Below are 17,147 nucleotides of genomic sequence, written 5' to 3'. Positions count from 1 at the left end.
TGGGAAGGGAAGAGGGACAAGGAAGATAAATAACTATTCCCCCATGCCCAATGCCCAATGCCCTAATTCCCTAATTCCGCCAAACTATGTCCTTAACATTAATTTGCTTCGGTATAAGTTTGATTTTGTAGAATGCATCAGCAATCTCTTGCTGTTTTGCAATTACTTCATCGGTAAGTGTCAGCACACCATAATCACGCCGCTTTTCTGCTACCTCTAAAACAGCTGCATCAATACCCAATGTAGGCGAGAGGAATTTCGCTACTTCACTAGGATTATTCTTGGCCCAGTCACTAGTCTTTTTCAATTCATCTAAAACTATTTTCAAACTATCAGCATGAGCATCTACAAAAGATTTAGCAGCCAAATAATAACCACGATTCGGCGCTAATCCAGTTGCGTCGCTGAGGATACGTGCGCCTGTGGCTTTTTCTGCTAAAGCTAAGTAAGGATCCCAAATTGCCCAAGCATCAACGTTTTTACCTTCAAACGCAGCACGTCCATCAGCAGGTTGGAGGGTAATGGCTTGGATGTCAGTATATTGCAATCCGGCTTTTTCTAGGGCTTTTACTACTAGGTAGTTTGTGTTTGAACCTTTGGCGAAAGCCACTTTTTTACCCTTGAGATCCGCTACTGTTTTAATTGGAGAATCTTTGTGAACAAGGATGGCTTCAGCTTTCGTACTCCAAGGATCGTAAGCTACATAAACTAAAGGCGTACCTGCAGCTTGGGCAAATATTGGTGGCGATTCTCCTGTATAGCCGAAGTCTATACTACCTGAGTTGATAGCTTCTAACATTGGCGGGCCTGATGGAAATTCACTCCAGGTAACAGAAGCACCAGAAGCCGCCAAAGCTTTTTCTAAATCGCCTCTGGTTTTCAATGCGCTTAAGATAGTTCCCGCTTTCTGAAATCCAATTCTAACTGTATTACTACTAACTGCTGGACTTTGATTAGGTGTTGATGTTGCCTGTTCTGTGGGTGTTGTTGTTGCTTGCTGCGTTGTGCTGGAAGAACAAGCGGAAACAAATAAAACTAAACCAAGACCCACCGCAAACAGTAAAGAAAAAATCCGGATTCTTCTGTGTTGAAAGTTTTGGAAAAAGCGGAGAAAAATGTTCAATATTCGAGATTGAAAGCGCTGGGACAACATAAATACTTTGCTTCTAATGGTAAACACCTATGCCACAACAGTAAATCTACAGTAAACGGATTTAATCACCGTAGATTAAAGTGATAAAAATATCACACAACAAAAATTTATCTCTCAGGCATAGCCGAGAAACTGGGGAAATATTGCTTACTTTTGTCAGCAATATAATTATTTCAAAATAATACTACGGTATATTTACCAAAATATAGTAATTTACGGTAAAATTTATCAGGAGATGTAAAGCCTAGCAATGAGCGAGCAAATTTTACAACAACAAATTGCCTACTATAGTGCTAGAGCCAACGAATATGATGAATGGTTCTATCGCCTAGGCCGTTATGATCGCGGCGTGGAAATCAACCAGCGTTGGTTTCAAGAAGTTGATATTGTCCAACAGGCTTTACAACAAATTGGACAATTCGATAAAATTTTAGAACTAGCTTGCGGAACGGGAATTTGGACGCAAGAACTGTTAAAAATTGGCAAGAAAATTACTGCCATTGATGCTTCAGAAGAAGTAATTGCGATTAATCGTAGTAAGTTAAATTCACAGAATGTAGAATATCAGCAAATAGATTTATTTACATGGGAACCTAATGCTGAATATGATTTCGTATTTTTCTCTTTCTGGTTATCTCATGTACCACCAGAATTATTAGAATCATTTTTAGTAAAAGTATATAAATCTGTACGTGTTGGTGGACAAGTCTTTATTGTTGATTCGCGCTTTGAACCGACATCTACAGCTAATAACCATATTCTTAAAGATGATGGCAATATTTACAAAAGCCGTAAATTAAATGATGGGCAAGAATTTCAGATTGTGAAAGTTTTTTATCAACCAGATGCACTACACAAACATTTAGCGCAAGTTGGTTTTAAGGCTGATGTAAAATTTACAGAGCATTATTTTACCTATGCTCATGCTACGAAGTTTTATAGTTAATTCTTGAGAATATTAAGCTGACAAGACGTGATGTCTAAAAATCTCCAAAGATATCCAGGACTTACGCAACTAGCACAGCGATTCTCTCAAATAAGAGTTGCAACAGACGCGATCAATCGCGTCTGTACAAATGTCAAGAGTCAAAAATTTAGGTTTTTTGGACTCTTGACATTTGAACGCCAGTTCACTCAACGGAGGGAATCTCCGCACGTGACTGGCTCCCCTAGACAAACCTAAACGGAAAAAATATGACATTTGCGTAAGTCCTAAATAAATTATTCCGTTTAAGTCGTTGACTGTTAACTGTAAACCGTCAACAGTCAACAATAGCCATGAAATATAGCTGATTATTTTTGAGCCGCACCAACTGCGGTAGGTTCACCTAGCACTTTGCTAAATCTTTCGATGTAGAAGCTAACAGGATTTTCTACTGCGCGAATGGATTCGCGATCGCGCAGTGTGTTCCACCATTGTTGGATACGTGGTGTTTCTGCTGGTAAGCTAAATTTGCGGAAGTGTTCGAGAATGGGTAAGCGTTCAAACCAAGGATAGAAGCTGATATCAACTAAACTTACTTTGTCTCCTAACCAGTAAGGGCCATTACCAGACAGTTTTCCTAATCCTTCTTGCTCAATATATAACAGGGATTCGATAAACTCTCTGCGTCCTTGTTCTTGTTCGGTGCTATCTTTACCGCGTAGGAATTTGTTAAACGCAGGAACAAAGCGGGTATTAGCATAGTCAATCCAAATCCGGGCGATCGCTTTTGCTCCTGGTTCGCTGGGTAATAAAGCAGGCTCAGGAAAAACTTCTTCTAGATATTCATCGATGATGGCAGACTCATAGATATTGATATCGCCATGTGCGATCGCAGGGACTTTACCATAGCGCGAAATCTGCGTATAGCCTTCAGGCTTATTTTGCAAGTCTATTTCAATCGGTTTGACATACTCCCCAGCCTGAAGGCATGGGGATTCTAGCTTCAGACAGCGATTGCTGGCGTAGCCAGTCTGACATCACCTAAGCCAACAGTCGATGCCCCGACTGCACAAATATTGCGACTAGCGTTTTCGTCTCTTCCATTAACTGACTGACAGGAAGGACAACGCCACTCTCTAACTGACAAATCAAGACTTTCTAGAATATGTTTACAATTAGAGCATGTCTTGCTACTTGGATACCACTGGTCGATAAAGACAACCAGTTTATTCTTCTTCTTGGCAACCCATTCTAGGATTTGCAGAAACTCACCAAACGCTAAGTCTGATATTTGCCTGCCCCAAAGACGTTGCATTCCTTTGAGATTTAAAGTCTCAAAACAGAGAATATCGAACCTATCTGTTAGCTCATGAGCTAATTTCCAGAACCAATCACGCCGACGGTTGGAAATATCTTCATGCTTGCGTACTAAATTCTTTCTGGCTCGTTCTCTGTTAGATGAGCCTTTTTAGCTTTTTGGAATGCCGCGAACTTGCTTTTTTAATGGCGCTTAGGGATTGCTTGAAAAATTGGGGCGATTCAATTTTAGTGCCGTCTGAGCAAGTGAGGAATGTCTTTAACCCAAAATCAAAGCCAGCGATTTTACCCGTCTTAACTTCAACTTCTGAGCTACCCTCATCAACAACCAAAACCATAAATAACTCACCTAACGGGGTGCGTTTAATAGTTAGGGTTTTGACTGTTCCCTCAATTTCTCTGGACTTCCAAAACTGGTAAACTCGACTACCAATTTTTACCCTATTTCCACCCAAAAACTTATAACCTGCCTGCTTAAGGGTGAACGATTTGTATTTCTTGACCTTCTTAAATCCTGGTGGTCTTACTCCTTTGTTATTGTGTTTGAAAAACAATTGGTAAGCTTTCTCAATGCGTTGACAAATATCTTGTGCTGCTTGAGAACCTACTGATTGCCAAAAAGAATTACGCTTTCTTAATTTGGCGATATGAGCCTGAAGTTTTGCACAGTTTAAATGCTTGCCAAACATCCGGTAATACCTTTTATGTAGAGCAATGCAATGGTTATAAATCACTCCAGCAGCGTTGATTGTGCGCTTGAGGTGTCTATTCCTTTTGTGTTCGTACAATTTAAACTTCAGTGTTTTCATGCTAGTATTATACCATAAAACGACGGCAATATGACGGCATGAAGAAATTAACAGTTCGATGCTCTAATGAAGAGTATGAAACGCTTTTGAAATACTGCGAAGAAACAGATCGCACTCAAAATGACGTACTTAGAGAGATGATCCGGAAGTTGAAGAAAAGCCGTGCTAGAAGCACGGGGCTTTAGACCCAATTTTTTGGTAAATTCAATTCCTTTTTCTAGCAAAACAACACGGGTTCTTTGGGAGAAAGTCGAGGCTTTGGCGTAGTAAAGCTTGAGATTACTCATGAGCTGCTTTCCTTGTGTTGTAAGTAATTCAGTATTAGGGATGATAAATTCTGAGATGACTTTCAATACTTGTCGGTTAAGGGAAAAAGGGAAAAGGGGTAACAAAAAACCTTTAACCCTTACTCTTTCTCCTGCGGAGACGCTACGCGTAGCTTGCTTAAGCGCAGGGGTACACCTTTTCTCCAAACCAAATTAAGAGTTGAAAATCCTTAACCGAGCAGTATTGAGATGACTTTGGCTAGTGTCTATAAAAGCCACAAAACAAAGTCCGGTTAGTCGCTCGTCTTACCGTATAATATTTATGTCATGTTGTCAATACCAGCAAAAGCCTTGTCAGGCTCATGAAAATGACCAGGAGATAAATTTAGCTAACCTAAAAATTAGTAATTAATAAATTTAGGACTACGTATACTTTGTTTACTGAAGACTTGTATTGTCGAGAGGGTTATGCAATACTGCTAATTAATCAACGGTAAATTGGTCGATAAACAGTATTTAATCTGATGCACACACTTTAATAATCCAGCAACAAGGCATTGCTGGTGAAAAAATTATTGTGTTGAAAAAGTGTCCCTCCAATTAATCCTCTTACTATCTACAGAGTTTAGACAAATAGGCACTTATGGTCATTGTTTGTCTGTTGGAGGCTTAGTCAAATATTGAGAAATTTTCTGTACGAGGTCATCATTCTGAGCAAACGCCATCTTTACAGTATTGCTTGCAGATGTCAGACTTCAGCCTCACCAATTCAATGATGTAACTGTGGAGAAACTATCATGACAATTGCTCTTGAACGTCCCACGAAAAAGACTCGGTCAGCACAAATTCGGGAACAACTAGGTTATCCCATCATTGATACTGATGTACATACTCAAGAATTTGAGCCGGCTTTTCTGGATTATTTAGAGCAGGTAGGCGGTTCTAAAATTGTTGATAGCTTTAGAGAACATTTACCTGGTGCTGGTCGTTTTCGTTGGTTCCAACAATCTTGGGAAGAACGCCATAAATACCGGACTGCGCGCCCACCTTTCTGGGGTCGTCCCACAAAAGACACCTTAGATTTAGCAACAATTACCCTACCAAAGCTGTTACACGAACGCTTGCAAGAAGCAGGAACAGACTTTGCTGTGTTGTATCCCAACTTGGCGACCCTCGCACCGCAAATCAAGAACGACGAAATGCGGCGGGCGGTTTGTCGGGCGGCGAACCTCTATCATGCAGATATCTTCCGTCCTTATAGCGATCGCCTCACCCCTATCGCCACAATTCCTCTCAACACACCAGAGGAAGGGATTGAGGAATTGGAATATGCAATTAAAGAACTGGGGCTGAAAACAATTCAAATTCCTGGTTACGTTACTCGTGTAATTCCTGGCTTCGAGAAATATCCCGAAGAAGTGCAACGGGAAGCAACTTGGATTGATACCTTTGCTTTAGATAGTGCTTACGATTACGATCCCTTCTGGGCGAAGTGCGTTGAGTTAAAAGTCGTCCCCACCACTCATGCTTCTGGTATGGGTTGGACTTCACGGCGCTCAATTTCCAATTATCAATACAACCATATTGGACACTTTGCCTCCGCAGGCGAAGCATTCTGCAAATCCCTATTTTTTGGTGGTGTTACCCGTCGTTTCCCCACCCTAAAATTTGCCTTCCTCGAAGGTGGTTCCGCTTGGGGTGCTAGCCTCTACACAGATATTATCTGGCATTGGGAAACCCGCAACCCAGAGATTTTACAAAATAACAATCCCGCCAATATCGATAGAGAAGGATTAGCAGAACTCTTCCGTGTTTATGGTGGAGCTGAATTCCAAGGTCGTGCAGAGCAATTTGGTAGTGGTTTGGGCTTCCACGGTCAACATCTCTCACCTCCAAATCCTGGTGAATTAGATGAATTTGCCGCAGCTGGGATTACCAAAGCCGAAGATGTGCGCGATCGCTTCTTGAATCATTTCTACTTCGGGACAGAATCCGACGATACCAGGGCTGCTTACGCCTTCCATCAAAAAGCCAACCCCTTTGGCGATAGAGTTAAAGCTTTCCTCGGTTCCGATTCCGGTCACTGGGATGTGCCGGATATTACAGCCGTTACATCTAACGCTTACAGCTTTGTCGAACGCGGCATTTTCAGCGAAGAAGACCTGCGCTACTTCTTGTCTATCCATCCTCTAGAGTTGTACACCAGTCTCGACCGCGACTTCTTCAAAGGTACAGCAATAGAAAAAGAAGCAGAAGAATATTTGAATAGGGCATAGGGAATAGGGCATGGGGCATTGGGCGTAACATTGCCCATACGTGTCAACTTAACACCAAACCCGCTTTGTGCAAAGGTTTTGCCCTCACCCCCACTCCCACCAGGAGAGGGGAGCAAGAGATTCAATTCCCCTTCTCCCTCAGGGAGAAGGGGTTAGGGGATGAGGGCACGAGGTATTTGTACAACGCCCGCCCTATATAGCTTTTAGCTTAAGTTGATACCAATGAACATTGCCTCCCTCATCCCCAGTCCCCAGTCCCCAGTCCCTAGTCCCCAATCCCAGCCTCACTTGCTTGCCAACAAACAAGCTGAAAATTTTTTATAGAAAACCTATGGTTGCTACAGTTAAACCTGCATATATCAATATTTTTCGCCGCTTTACACTGCTTGTAGTGCCTGGATTGTTAACTCTGGCAACTTCATTAACTTTAGTTAGTTGTACTCAACAAAGCCAAAAAGCAGATAATCAATCTCCTGCTAGTAATGTAGCGGATGCTAATACTTCAAAAATTAAAACCAAAGTACTCCGCATGGGGTATCAACAAGCTGGCGACTTGGTAAGGGTAACTAAAGTATTAGAAAAGCGGCTAGAACCCTTGGGTGTCAAGGTGGAATGGGCACAATTTGCCCAAGGGCCGCAGCTGATGGAAGCGATGAATGTCGGCAAAATAGACTTAGGTTCTGTAGGTGAAACTCCCCCCATCTTCGCCCAAGCTGCTGGCGCTCAAATCACTTATGTTGTTGGTCGGCGACGCACAGAAAATTCTGGTAAAGGAAGTGCGATCGCAGTACCACCAGATTCTCCCATTAAGAGTATCAAAGATATTAAAGGACAAAAAGTCGTCTTCCAAAAAGCTTCTGCATCTCATTATTTTATTCTCCGAGCTTTGGAAGAAGCAGGCTTAAAATATAGTGATATTCAAGTTTTAAGTATACCGAACGTAGAAGCTGCGAGTGCATTTATTGAAGGTAAAATCCCCGTTTGGGTAACTGGTGATCCTCATCTAGCACGCGCTGAAAAATTAGGGAAAGCGCGGGTAATTAAAACTAGCGAAGGACTAGATTCACCTGGTGGATATTATATTGGCTCCAAGCAGTTTGCAATTGATAATCCAGAACTGCTGAGAGTTGTAATTGAGGAGATTGATAAAATTGAGCGCTGGGCTGAGGCACATCCCAAAGATACAGCCAAGTTGATTTTACCATTTCAAAAACTACCTCCAGATGTGATGGACTTGGTCATTAGCCGTCGTAGTTTTGGATTAAGAGCTATTTCGCCAGATTTAATTAGCGAACAACAAAGAGTTGCAGATTACTTTCATAAAAATGGCTTGATTCCTAAAGCAATCAATATCAAAGAAGCGACGCTTACAGATGAACAGTATGCTGCAATTACTCCACCAACAATCAGTCAGAAATAGTGTGGGGATTGGGGATTGGGGATTGGGGATTGGGGACTGGGGACTGGGGACTGGGGACTGGGAAAATTTGAATACAGACGCGATTAATCGCGTCTCTACAACTTTTGACTCAAAATATTTACTTTAAATCTCAAGGAGTTCTATATCTATGGCGCTGACAGCATCAACAATGCTACCTGTAGGTACTTTAGCACCAGATTTTTATTTACCAGATGTGGTTACAGGCGAAACAATTTCACTCTCTACCTTTGCTGATAAAAAAGCGTTGCTGGCGATATTTCTCAGCCGTCATTGCCCTTTTGTGCAGCATATTAAATGGGAATTAGCAAAATTAGGTCAAGATTATCGCGATCGCAATTTGGGAATTGTGGCGATTAGCGCTAATGATGTCACTACTCACCCTGATGATGCACCGGAATTACTCAAAGCGTTTGCCCAAGAATTGGATTTATCCTATCCTCTGCTTTACGACGAATCACAGCAATCTGCGAAAAATTTCTTTGCTGCTTGCACTCCTGACTTTTTCCTTTTTGATAGCGAACGCAAGTTGGCTTATCGCGGACAATTAGATGATAGCCGTCCCAAAAACGATAAACCTGTAACTGGTGCTGATTTACGCAGGGCTATTGAAGATGTGTTGCGCGTAGACGCGAAGCGGCTTGTCCCCGGACATAGCATAATTATTTGGGAACAAAAGCCAAGTATCGGTTGCAATATTAAATGGAAGCTAGGTAACGAACCTGCCTATTATAAAGTACCAGCAGTTGCAGTATAAAGTTTATCTGTGATATCAATTAATCTCTCTAGGAATTAGGTTTGAAGAGGTGCGGAAGCGCACCTTTTTTTATTACTACATTGTTCTACTTATAGCAATTTAATAAATAACTGTTCTAGATGGACTGCAAGTGATAACTAATTTTTAATTACCCATAAGGGTGGATTGCAGCTTGAGTAATCGCTCTCCTGCTTCTGATAAGGTTTTTTGTTGTTTACTAAAACAAAATCTAATAAAATTTTTACCTAATTCTGAATGCGAGAAAAAGCTAGAACCAGGAACTACTGCTACACCGATTTCTTTAATTAAATATGTGGCAAATTCCACATCATTTGGATAACCAAACTTGGAAATATCTGCAAATACATAGTAAGCTCCTTGAGGCACAAAATAAGGAATTCCTACCTTATCTAAAATTTGCAGGATTTCATGGCGTTTTTGTTGATATAAATTGGCTAATTCCTGATAGTAACTCACAGGAAGTTGCATTGCTGCTACACCAGCCCTTTGCAAAGGTGCGGGTGCGCCGACGGTAAGAAAATCATGCACTTTGCGAATTGCACCTGTTAATTCTGGATTAGCTAAAATATAGCCAACTCGCCAACCAGTCACACTATAGGTTTTAGAAAGTCCATTAATAGTAACTGTTCGTTCTGCCATTCCTGGCAAAGTTGCCATTGCAATATGCTGTGTACCGTCATAAAGAATATGTTCGTAAATTTCATCTGTGAATACCAACACATCCCACTGCTGACAAAGTTCTGCAATTAAAGTTAGTTCTTCACGAGTAAATACTTTTCCTGTAGGGTTGTGCGGCGTATTAATAATAATGGCTTTTGTGCGTTCATTAAATGCCTGACGAAGTTCTGTTTCGTCAAATGTCCACTCAGGGGGATGCAAGGATACATAACGAGGAGTTGCACTAGCTAAAATTGCATCGGGGCCATAGTTTTCATAATAAGGTTCAAAGACAATGACTTCATCACCTGGGTTCAAGGTTGCTAACATCACCGCAGCCATTGCTTCTGTAGAACCGCAAGTAACTGTGATTTGTCGTTCTGGATCGATATTTAAATCTAAATACCATTTAACTTTATCTGCGATCGCATGACGAAAAGCTTTATCCCCCCAAGTAATCGCATATTGGTTAATGTCTTCTTCAATCGCCTCAATTGCTGCTCGTTTTAACTCTGGTGGACAAGGAAAATCAGGAAATCCTTGCGCCAAATTCACCGCACCATATTGTAATGCAACTCTCGTCATTTCGCGAATGACTGACTCTGTGAACTGGTTTGCCTTATCTGAAATTCTTTGCTTTCCTACCTGAGTCACGTCTATTCCTCTAGATAATTGAGTAAAGTACTTTAAACCGATGTGCTTATAGGATATTTTACCAAATAACTAGGATGCGTTAATAACGCATCCTACTTGATGAACAATTCAAAAGTTAATAAATTCTATTTATCGTTTAGAAAAAAAATAGTATTTGCTTCCCTTGGTTAGTAAATCATAAGATTAAATCCATAGATAGCCGAGCTAGCTGACTGCGCTAACAAAACATCTAGATGTGATTGCAATCGCCATCAATAAATTCAAGATTTGATTTCACAATCTACGGAACTATTTTGAATTCTTCTCTCAGCAGAGCAGAAATAGTCGCACATCATTCAACTATTGCAGGTAAAGATTTATGAATTGGCTGATTGGGACATCACTTATCGGTATATCTGCGGCTATTGCCACTACATTTGATGACAATATATATTTAACGGCTTTTTTTGGCAAAGTTAATCATACCTTCCGTCCTAAGCATATTATTCTGGGTGAATTTGTTGGCTTTACAGTATTAGTTATTGCCAGTCTTCCAGGATTCTTTGGTGGTTTAGTTCTGCCAGAAGCTTGGGTAGGATTGCTCGGTATTCTCCCGATTACTATTGGTATTAGTAATCTCATGAGCCGTGAAGATGACGGAGAAACTGTACAAGATGTCTCATTAGACTTTCGTCATGCAGTCAAATCTCGAAGGCAGAAAAAATCATTACTAGCAACTCTACGTGACCCTCAAACCTACCGTGTATCTGCTGTGACGATTGCCAATGGTGGAAACAATATTGGTATCTATGTACCTTTATTTGCTAGCACTAATCTTCCCAGTTTAGGAGTGATTTTGTGTGTGTGTTATATAACAGTTGGTCTGTGGTGTTTGCTGTCTTATAACTTGACTCGTAATCCTTGGATGGCTCCTATTCTTAACCACTATGGTCGGAAAATCTTTCCTTTTATCTTGATTTGGCTAGGTATCTCTATTATGTCGAAGAGTGGGACGTTTCAATTAATACCTAGTTTTGCAACGCTTTTTCACTAAAATTTTGACGCTCATGTAGAGCGTCTCCCTGCCACTTTCAGTAATCTAAAAAATATCAATTATTAAATTAAATTAGCAAATTATTACAATGTGAACCTGTAAAACTAGCAAGTATTAATTTTGATACAAATAACTCAAATTATCATGAGGAGAAAAATATGAAGAAACCAAATTCTCAAAATATGGCTTCCTGGATTTTATCAGTTGTCTTTATAGCATTTGTGGCTGTCTTTTCGTTATTCGATCAACCTAACGCCCTAGCGCAAACAGAAACACCAGCTATACCTGCTATTCCTACGCAATCAGTACCAGCGCCGATGAATTCTCCCACAATTTGGCCAGTAGATTCTGTAGCAGCCAATGTCAGACGTTTATTAACAACTAATGAATGTGCAGGATGCAATTTGATTGGTGCACAATTAGAAAGAGCAAATTTACAAGCAGCTAATTTGGAAGGTGCAAATCTCCAAGATGCAGAACTAGAAAAGGCGAATTTGCAAGGAACTAATTTACAAACAGCTAATTTGCAAGGAGTAGATTTAAGCAAAGCAAATATCACAGGCGCAAATTTGCAAGGTGCAAATCTATTTGATGCTGATTTAGAGGGTGCAAATCTCCAAGGAGTCAACCTACAAGGCGCAAATTTACAAAAGGCTGATTTGCAAAAAACTAATCTTTTAACGGCGAATATTCAAGGCGCAAACTTGCTAGGTGCTGATTTAGAAGGTGCAGCAATACCCCCAGGAATGATGAATAATTACTAATTCGTAATTCGTAATTAAATAAGCGGGTGGGATGCGTTGTAACGCATCCTATTTGGCATTAAATTTGATAATCTAACCTCACTAAAACTTTGCCTCCGCGTTGGTTGGCGGGTACGGCTTCCGACATCTTTTGCGGATAAGGAAGGTTTAAATTGTTCATTAGTTCAATAAATTGGCTGCGGGTGCGTCCTAAAAACCGGGGATTCCAGCGTTTCTCTTCACCAATTGTCGATACTGTTCTCCCTTGATAGTCGTGTCCGGGAAATACCCATGTGTCATCTGGGAAGGTAAATAACTTTTGGGTGACGACATCATACAATAATCCAGGATTACCGTTTTGAAAGTCGGTACGACCACAACCCCCGATAAATAAAGCATCTCCGGTTAACAAGTGAGTACCGTTAACGAGGTAAGCCATGTGAGAATCGGTATGTCCGGGAGTGGCGATCGCTTGAATTTGTACAGAACCTAATTGTAAAATTTCACCATCAGCAATATAGCGATCGCTCGGCACAGTCTTATCCGCTAAAACACTCCAACAACCTGTAAATTGTCGTAGTTGAGCTGTTCCGGTAATATGGTCAGCGTGAATATGGGTCTCTAAGCAGTAAAGTAAAGTCAAATCCAGTTTTTGCAAGACTTGTAAGTCGCGTTCTACCTGTTCTAGTACCGGATCTACCAAAATTGCTGCTTTGGTTTGGGGATCAGCAATTAAGTATGTATAGGTACTCGATTCTCGATCAAACAGTTGACGAAATAGCATGGCAGGTTTGGGGAAATCGCTCAATGGATGGAGAGCGAACCAATCTCTTTCCATAGCGTAGGCTCTGGGATTGAGAGATTTCAGTAACTCCTGAGCCAAAGCTGCTGCTTGAGAGCGAATTTCTGGAACAGCTGTAGTTTCCCAAAGGTTGCCTTTGCGCGGTGTTCCTAGTGTATAAAGTATGTCGGAAACTTTTCCTTGGGCATTAATTACCGCACCGTTAGCAGCCGTATCAATCCCCATTGACAAAGCATGAGGGCGAATCAAACCTTGTGCTTGTAAGCTGGTAATCAGTGGATGTTCTAATCTTTTATAGTTGCAATTTGAACCTGTGCAATTAATAATGCGGTTCACCTGCAAAACAATATCTGCTTGGGTTCGCCGTTCACAAATTTTTACTTCAATTGCATTGTCCACTTCCTGACAACTCTGAATCCTCCCACCATAATAATTGAGTTGACCAGATTGGAGTTTGCTATCTAATAGTTCAGCAATTTCTCCTGCAATCCGGTGGCGATAAACTTCCCAATAAGCTTTGACATGGCGGAGAAAGCGTTTCTGTTCTGCAAGTGGTAGTGTTTGCCAAAGTTGTTGAGTGAGTGGGCGAATAGCATCAATTATCGCCCGCCAATCATAACCGTAAATAGCTGCTGTTTTAATTTCTCGGCGTACTAAGTGCAGTAACCCCCGCGCTGTTTTTGGTGCAGTTGCTAAGTCCAGATATTCAGGATAGTAAGTTGTAGTTTGGTGACGTTGGGGGGTTAATCCATGACGAGAAACAGCATGAATTTTTCCCCGGAATCCTTGCTGATTTAAAGCCACAACTGCATCCACCATCGTTAACCCAGTTCCTACTAACAGAATAGAATCATCTGGGTGCAGATTGCTAATTGCATCAGTTGACCAAGCATCTTTAACATTGGCATGATTATTTCCTAACGCTGCAATAGGTTGTGGTAGGGAAGCTGGAAAATTCCCCAAGGCGAGTACAACTTTTTGCACGTGCAAAGACTTACCGCTACTTAGTTGGATTCTGGTGTTGTATGTGGTGGTTTCAATTGCGATCGCTTCATCGCAAATTCTCTCTAAGCTTACATGAGTCGGCGCATTGGCTTCAGCTTCATTTAAAATCGCCTGTATATACTCTCCATACACCCGACGCGGTGCAAATGTCGATGCAGTAGCGTCGGTATATCCATTTCTCTGCAGCCAAGTTAAAAAGTGTTGAGGTTTATCTGGAAAAGCGCTCATCTTTCCGGCTGGGACGTTCAGCAAGTGTCCCGCAACTGGCGTACTATATGCAACTCCTTTACCAATTTCTGCTTTCCGTTCAATTAACTTAATGGAAATTGGTATGGTTGCATTTCGCAAAATATGGGCTGCAACAAGAGAACCACTAAACCCACCCCCAATAATTGCGATCGTGCTAGGAGAAACAGTTAGGTTCAAAATATAGTTGTACATAATATCTATGAAATAGGCTTGTTGCTACATATTTATCAATTTAGGATAGTTAAATTCCCTTGTATATCTGTTTTTTAGAGTAAATATATTAAGGAAATATAAACACCACCTATACTATGGAAAAAGGTGTCATTTTCTATAAATCTGTAATTTTCATCTGAGATATTCTGTATTCATAAATTGCTGACTCTGAAAATTCCATTAAATCAGTAATTACCAGTTTTTTGGCTATAATTTCTCATCAAAGACGATGGACATAGGGGGGTTTTTAACTAAGCAGCCATTAACTGATTTTGACGTAAAATTTTTTTACTGTAATTGTCACAATTTGCTGACAAAATACTAGCTCAATCTCTGGGGAAGGGAAAAATGATTCAAGGTATTAGCCACATTACATTTATAGTCAGGGATTTGGACAAGATGAGCAAGTTTCTTACAACTATATTTGATGCTCAAGAAGTCTATGCAAGTGGAGACAAAATTTTCTCTATCGCCAAAGAAAAATTTTTCTTGATCAATGGCTTGTGGATTGCGATTATGGAGGGTGAATCTTTAGTAGAAAAAACCTATAACCATGTAGCTTTTAAAATATCTGCAGAAGACTATGAAATCTATGCTGCAAGAGTGAAGAGTTTAGGAGTTGATGTCAAAGAAGATAGAAAACGTGTTGAAGGTGAAGGACGTTCTCTATATTTTTATGACTACGACAATCACTTATTTGAGTTGCACACAGGTACTTTAAATCAGCGCTTGCAAAAATATTTAACTACCCAATAAATGGTATGCGATCTCCCAAATTTTCTGGTAATGTAATGCTAACTTCACTAACCTAGAGTAGGCTAATGCGTCTACTCTAGGTTAAAAGACTAGCTTTGCTGTACTAGCTCCTATGTTGTCATCGCAATTATCAGGAAACGTCTTTCTCTAGTAGGCTATTTCTAGCTCACTCAATCGATAGAGTTGGAAATTAGATATACCCCCATAGATATAAATCAGCAAAATTTTCATTCTTGGTTGGTAAGAAACCAAACCAGAAAAAAACAAATCAGTAAAATTATTAATGAGATGATTTCATGAATCATTTGTCAAAGGGAACAGGGAACAGCAAAAATTGAATCTGAAAGTAGCACTATTTTGAATTTTTAATTCTTTAGTCCCTAATCTTCATTAACTATGAGTCAGGTAACTCCAGGCGAACATAACTGCTATCGTCACCCTAGGTTAGATATTCATATTTTGAAACATTTAATGACTCAACTACTGTGAAGAGCAGGTTTTTATTCAGCTAAATTTCTTACCTCACAGCTATTTGTACCAGATATTAAATCCTGACTAAAATTAATCTCAGTTTATTTACTAACAGTATTTAATACCTATATCTTTTGATAATGACATAGAATACTTTGACAATCAACTCCAGTACAAAGTTTTTAACTATACAGCTAGGTTTGCAAACTATTATCCAAATCCCATAGTTGACACGATGCACTAGCAACTATTCTCCAGCCAGCATCTCACAAAGATGGCTACGGCTATACCAAGTGGCGTAAAGCTTGATATAGATAGATTTATGCTTTGGGCAATGCTGTAAATCAAAAAAATATTGGCTTGAGTGTTATCGTCAAGCAATAAAGATGATATGCTTAGTTTAAACTACGATAAATCAATCAACTTTAAGTATTTTGCGCTTATCCGCTTACATAAAATCAATATGGCTGCTGCTTTAACTCTCAAGAAATGGACTTGTCCTTAAAGAACTTATGGGACGAGATAGAGAATTGGTAGGGAGATCAAGGGAATAACAAAGCCGCCCAACGCAGTGGCTCCTCTTTTTAAGGGGGATTTAGGGGGATCTAAATATGTGCAACTTCACATGAAATTGGTATTACGTGCGTTTGTGGCGATCGCTAAACAAATTATCTCTCTGCTGTAACTATTCTTTCTTTTGACTTTCGCCTTGTTGTAATAGCTTCCGATATTTATTTTGTAGACCTTATTAATATGAGATTTGAGGAAAATATTATGTTTGATAGCATAGAAAGGGAGTTGTCAAACGGAGAAATTTGGTCAGTTGGGCAATATTCTCAGTTGCCAATTCATATTCAATTATTAGTAGAACAAGAAGATGGACAGCGAGATATTTGGGAATTACCTGAAGCAAAAGCAGAAACAGAAAGAAATATGAAAGTTAACAGACTATTCCAATATTTTTAAAAATTGATTAAGGTAATGAAAGTAGTTTGGAGCTAAATATAGCTTGAGCTAAAAGTTGTCAAAATCGGACAGTTATGCGTTGAAGTGAACCAGGAAAACTTTTAGCTAGTTTTCTACTTCGAGATAACTTTTGACTATAGGACTCATATTTGATTTTTGAAAAAACCTAAGTACACTTTTATTTCTTCTTCCCTGTTAAGAGTTCCCTGTTCCCTGTTCCCTCCCTACGCAAATAATTTCAGGAATCAAAGCGGATTCCTATATATTAGTTTTATAACAGAATAATTTTGGCGGCGATCGCATCGCACAGTCTAGGGATTCAAGTTCCTGGAGTGAAGGAAACACAGTCGAGAATGTCAATAAACAAAAATGTCTGGCATGAGTGAAGGTTTTCGCAATACACTATGCAGACTACGTGGAGTTGATGTTTTTGACTGGCTGTAGACCTGGAGAAGTAATCGGACTACAGTGGAAGCACCTTTCAATGGAGATGCTCTTACCCTGGGGTAGCGATCGCTATAATTACTTATGTAAAAATATGTATCTAGATTTAACTTTTCTCAGTTTAATTCGCAAGGGAATGTTAACCTAACATTGATTCAAAACTCAAGGAAGTTTTAGAATATTAAAACAGGG

Annotated in this window: 13 protein-coding genes and 3 pseudogenes; 10 read left to right on the top strand and 6 right to left on the bottom strand. The window is 40.0% G+C overall.

Features of this window, described 5'->3' with window-relative positions:
- Nucleotides 1-70 precede the first annotated feature (70 nt).
- Complete coding sequence (locus HG267_RS32645; protein ID WP_045874545.1) at nucleotides 71-1,153, bottom strand: sulfonate ABC transporter substrate-binding protein; 1,083 nt, start codon at nucleotides 1,151-1,153, stop codon at nucleotides 71-73.
- Nucleotides 1,154-1,403: 250 nt separating this feature from the next.
- Between HG267_RS32645 and HG267_RS32640 the strand changes: the two genes are divergently transcribed.
- Nucleotides 1,404-2,099 carry a class I SAM-dependent methyltransferase gene (locus HG267_RS32640; RefSeq protein WP_045874544.1) on the top strand — a complete coding sequence of 232 codons (696 nt, stop codon included), beginning with the start codon at nucleotides 1,404-1,406 and terminating at the stop codon, nucleotides 2,097-2,099.
- A gap of 347 nt (nucleotides 2,100-2,446) precedes the next feature.
- Here HG267_RS32640 and HG267_RS32635 read toward each other — a convergent pair.
- Nucleotides 2,447-3,040: pseudogene (locus HG267_RS32635) on the bottom strand (glutathione S-transferase family protein); the annotation flags it as partial.
- Nucleotides 3,041-3,081: 41 nt separating this feature from the next.
- Nucleotides 3,082-4,204: pseudogene (locus HG267_RS32630) on the bottom strand (RNA-guided endonuclease InsQ/TnpB family protein).
- A 38-nt stretch (nucleotides 4,205-4,242) separates the two neighbouring features.
- On the opposite strand from HG267_RS32630, the gene HG267_RS32625 reads away from it, so the two are divergent.
- Nucleotides 4,243-4,389, top strand: a complete 147-nt coding sequence (locus tag HG267_RS32625; protein WP_045868487.1) for a ribbon-helix-helix protein, CopG family — start codon at nucleotides 4,243-4,245, stop codon at nucleotides 4,387-4,389.
- Nucleotides 4,390-4,401: 12 nt separating this feature from the next.
- On the opposite strand, the pseudogene HG267_RS32620 reads toward HG267_RS32625, so the two are convergent.
- A pseudogene (locus HG267_RS32620) lies at nucleotides 4,402-4,491 on the bottom strand (glutathione S-transferase family protein); the annotation flags it as partial.
- A 776-nt stretch (nucleotides 4,492-5,267) separates the two neighbouring features.
- Here HG267_RS32620 and HG267_RS32615 point away from each other — a divergent pair.
- From HG267_RS32615 to HG267_RS32600, 4 genes are all read left to right on the top strand, one after another.
- Nucleotides 5,268-6,746, top strand: a complete 1,479-nt coding sequence (locus HG267_RS32615) for an amidohydrolase family protein (RefSeq protein ID WP_045874541.1) — start codon at nucleotides 5,268-5,270, stop codon at nucleotides 6,744-6,746.
- Between the two features lie 331 nt (nucleotides 6,747-7,077).
- Nucleotides 7,078-8,166 (top strand): aliphatic sulfonate ABC transporter substrate-binding protein, encoded by a 1,089-nt coding sequence (locus HG267_RS32610; protein WP_045874540.1) that lies wholly within the window; start codon nucleotides 7,078-7,080, stop codon nucleotides 8,164-8,166.
- A gap of 1 nt (nucleotide 8,167) precedes the next feature.
- On the top strand, nucleotides 8,168-8,293 hold the full coding sequence (locus HG267_RS32605; protein WP_255325377.1) for a hypothetical protein: 126 nt from the start codon (nucleotides 8,168-8,170) through the stop codon (nucleotides 8,291-8,293).
- Between the two features lie 21 nt (nucleotides 8,294-8,314).
- Nucleotides 8,315-8,941, top strand: a complete 627-nt coding sequence (locus tag HG267_RS32600; RefSeq protein WP_045874539.1) for a thioredoxin family protein — start codon at nucleotides 8,315-8,317, stop codon at nucleotides 8,939-8,941.
- Between the two features lie 144 nt (nucleotides 8,942-9,085).
- On the opposite strand, the gene HG267_RS32595 is transcribed toward HG267_RS32600, so the two are convergent.
- The gene (locus HG267_RS32595) at nucleotides 9,086-10,273 is read right to left on the bottom strand and encodes a pyridoxal phosphate-dependent aminotransferase (protein WP_045874538.1); all 1,188 of its coding nucleotides are present in this window, start codon (nucleotides 10,271-10,273) and stop codon (nucleotides 9,086-9,088) included.
- A gap of 358 nt (nucleotides 10,274-10,631) precedes the next feature.
- On the opposite strand from HG267_RS32595, the gene HG267_RS32590 reads away from it, so the two are divergent.
- Both HG267_RS32590 and HG267_RS32585 read left to right on the top strand, forming a co-directional pair.
- Nucleotides 10,632-11,306 carry a cadmium resistance transporter gene (locus HG267_RS32590; protein WP_045874537.1) on the top strand — a complete coding sequence of 225 codons (675 nt, stop codon included), beginning with the start codon at nucleotides 10,632-10,634 and terminating at the stop codon, nucleotides 11,304-11,306.
- 158 nt (nucleotides 11,307-11,464) lie between these two features.
- Nucleotides 11,465-12,070, top strand: a complete 606-nt coding sequence (locus tag HG267_RS32585; protein WP_045874536.1) for a pentapeptide repeat-containing protein — start codon at nucleotides 11,465-11,467, stop codon at nucleotides 12,068-12,070.
- Between the two features lie 58 nt (nucleotides 12,071-12,128).
- On the opposite strand, the gene HG267_RS32580 is transcribed toward HG267_RS32585, so the two are convergent.
- Nucleotides 12,129-14,297: an FAD/NAD(P)-binding protein gene (locus HG267_RS32580; RefSeq protein WP_045874535.1), complete on the bottom strand. Its 2,169-nt coding sequence runs from the start codon at nucleotides 14,295-14,297 to the stop codon at nucleotides 12,129-12,131.
- A gap of 369 nt (nucleotides 14,298-14,666) precedes the next feature.
- Between HG267_RS32580 and fosX the strand changes: the two genes are divergently transcribed.
- The gene (gene fosX, locus HG267_RS32575; RefSeq protein ID WP_045874534.1) at nucleotides 14,667-15,074 is read left to right on the top strand and encodes a FosX/FosE/FosI family fosfomycin resistance hydrolase; all 408 of its coding nucleotides are present in this window, start codon (nucleotides 14,667-14,669) and stop codon (nucleotides 15,072-15,074) included.
- 1,245 nt (nucleotides 15,075-16,319) lie between these two features.
- Nucleotides 16,320-16,511, top strand: coding sequence for a hypothetical protein (locus HG267_RS32570; RefSeq protein WP_045874533.1), 192 nt, complete (start codon nucleotides 16,320-16,322; stop codon nucleotides 16,509-16,511).
- Nucleotides 16,512-17,147 lie beyond the last annotated feature (636 nt).

Source organism: Tolypothrix sp. PCC 7601 (genome assembly GCF_025677855.1).
In the GTDB taxonomy this organism is placed as follows: domain Bacteria; phylum Cyanobacteriota; class Cyanobacteriia; order Cyanobacteriales; family Nostocaceae; genus Aulosira; species Aulosira diplosiphon.
This window is presented reverse-complemented; position numbering and strand designations above follow the sequence as displayed.

What these genes read in the sequence shown, in the direction of transcription:
- HG267_RS32645 (WP_045874545.1), bottom strand. Translation starts at nt 1,153, where the DNA reads ATGTTGTCCCAGCGCTTTCAATCTCGAATATTGAACATTTTTCTCCGC.
- HG267_RS32625 (WP_045868487.1), top strand. Translation starts at nt 4,243, where the DNA reads ATGAAGAAATTAACAGTTCGATGCTCTAATGAAGAGTATGAAACGCTT.
- fosX (WP_045874534.1), top strand. Translation starts at nt 14,667, where the DNA reads ATGATTCAAGGTATTAGCCACATTACATTTATAGTCAGGGATTTGGAC.
- HG267_RS32580 (WP_045874535.1), bottom strand. Translation starts at nt 14,297, where the DNA reads ATGTACAACTATATTTTGAACCTAACTGTTTCTCCTAGCACGATCGCA.
- HG267_RS32615 (WP_045874541.1), top strand. Translation starts at nt 5,268, where the DNA reads ATGACAATTGCTCTTGAACGTCCCACGAAAAAGACTCGGTCAGCACAA.
- HG267_RS32600 (WP_045874539.1), top strand. Translation starts at nt 8,315, where the DNA reads ATGGCGCTGACAGCATCAACAATGCTACCTGTAGGTACTTTAGCACCA.
- HG267_RS32590 (WP_045874537.1), top strand. Translation starts at nt 10,632, where the DNA reads ATGAATTGGCTGATTGGGACATCACTTATCGGTATATCTGCGGCTATT.
- HG267_RS32610 (WP_045874540.1), top strand. Translation starts at nt 7,078, where the DNA reads ATGGTTGCTACAGTTAAACCTGCATATATCAATATTTTTCGCCGCTTT.
- HG267_RS32585 (WP_045874536.1), top strand. Translation starts at nt 11,465, where the DNA reads ATGAAGAAACCAAATTCTCAAAATATGGCTTCCTGGATTTTATCAGTT.
- HG267_RS32640 (WP_045874544.1), top strand. Translation starts at nt 1,404, where the DNA reads ATGAGCGAGCAAATTTTACAACAACAAATTGCCTACTATAGTGCTAGA.
- HG267_RS32570 (WP_045874533.1), top strand. Translation starts at nt 16,320, where the DNA reads ATGTTTGATAGCATAGAAAGGGAGTTGTCAAACGGAGAAATTTGGTCA.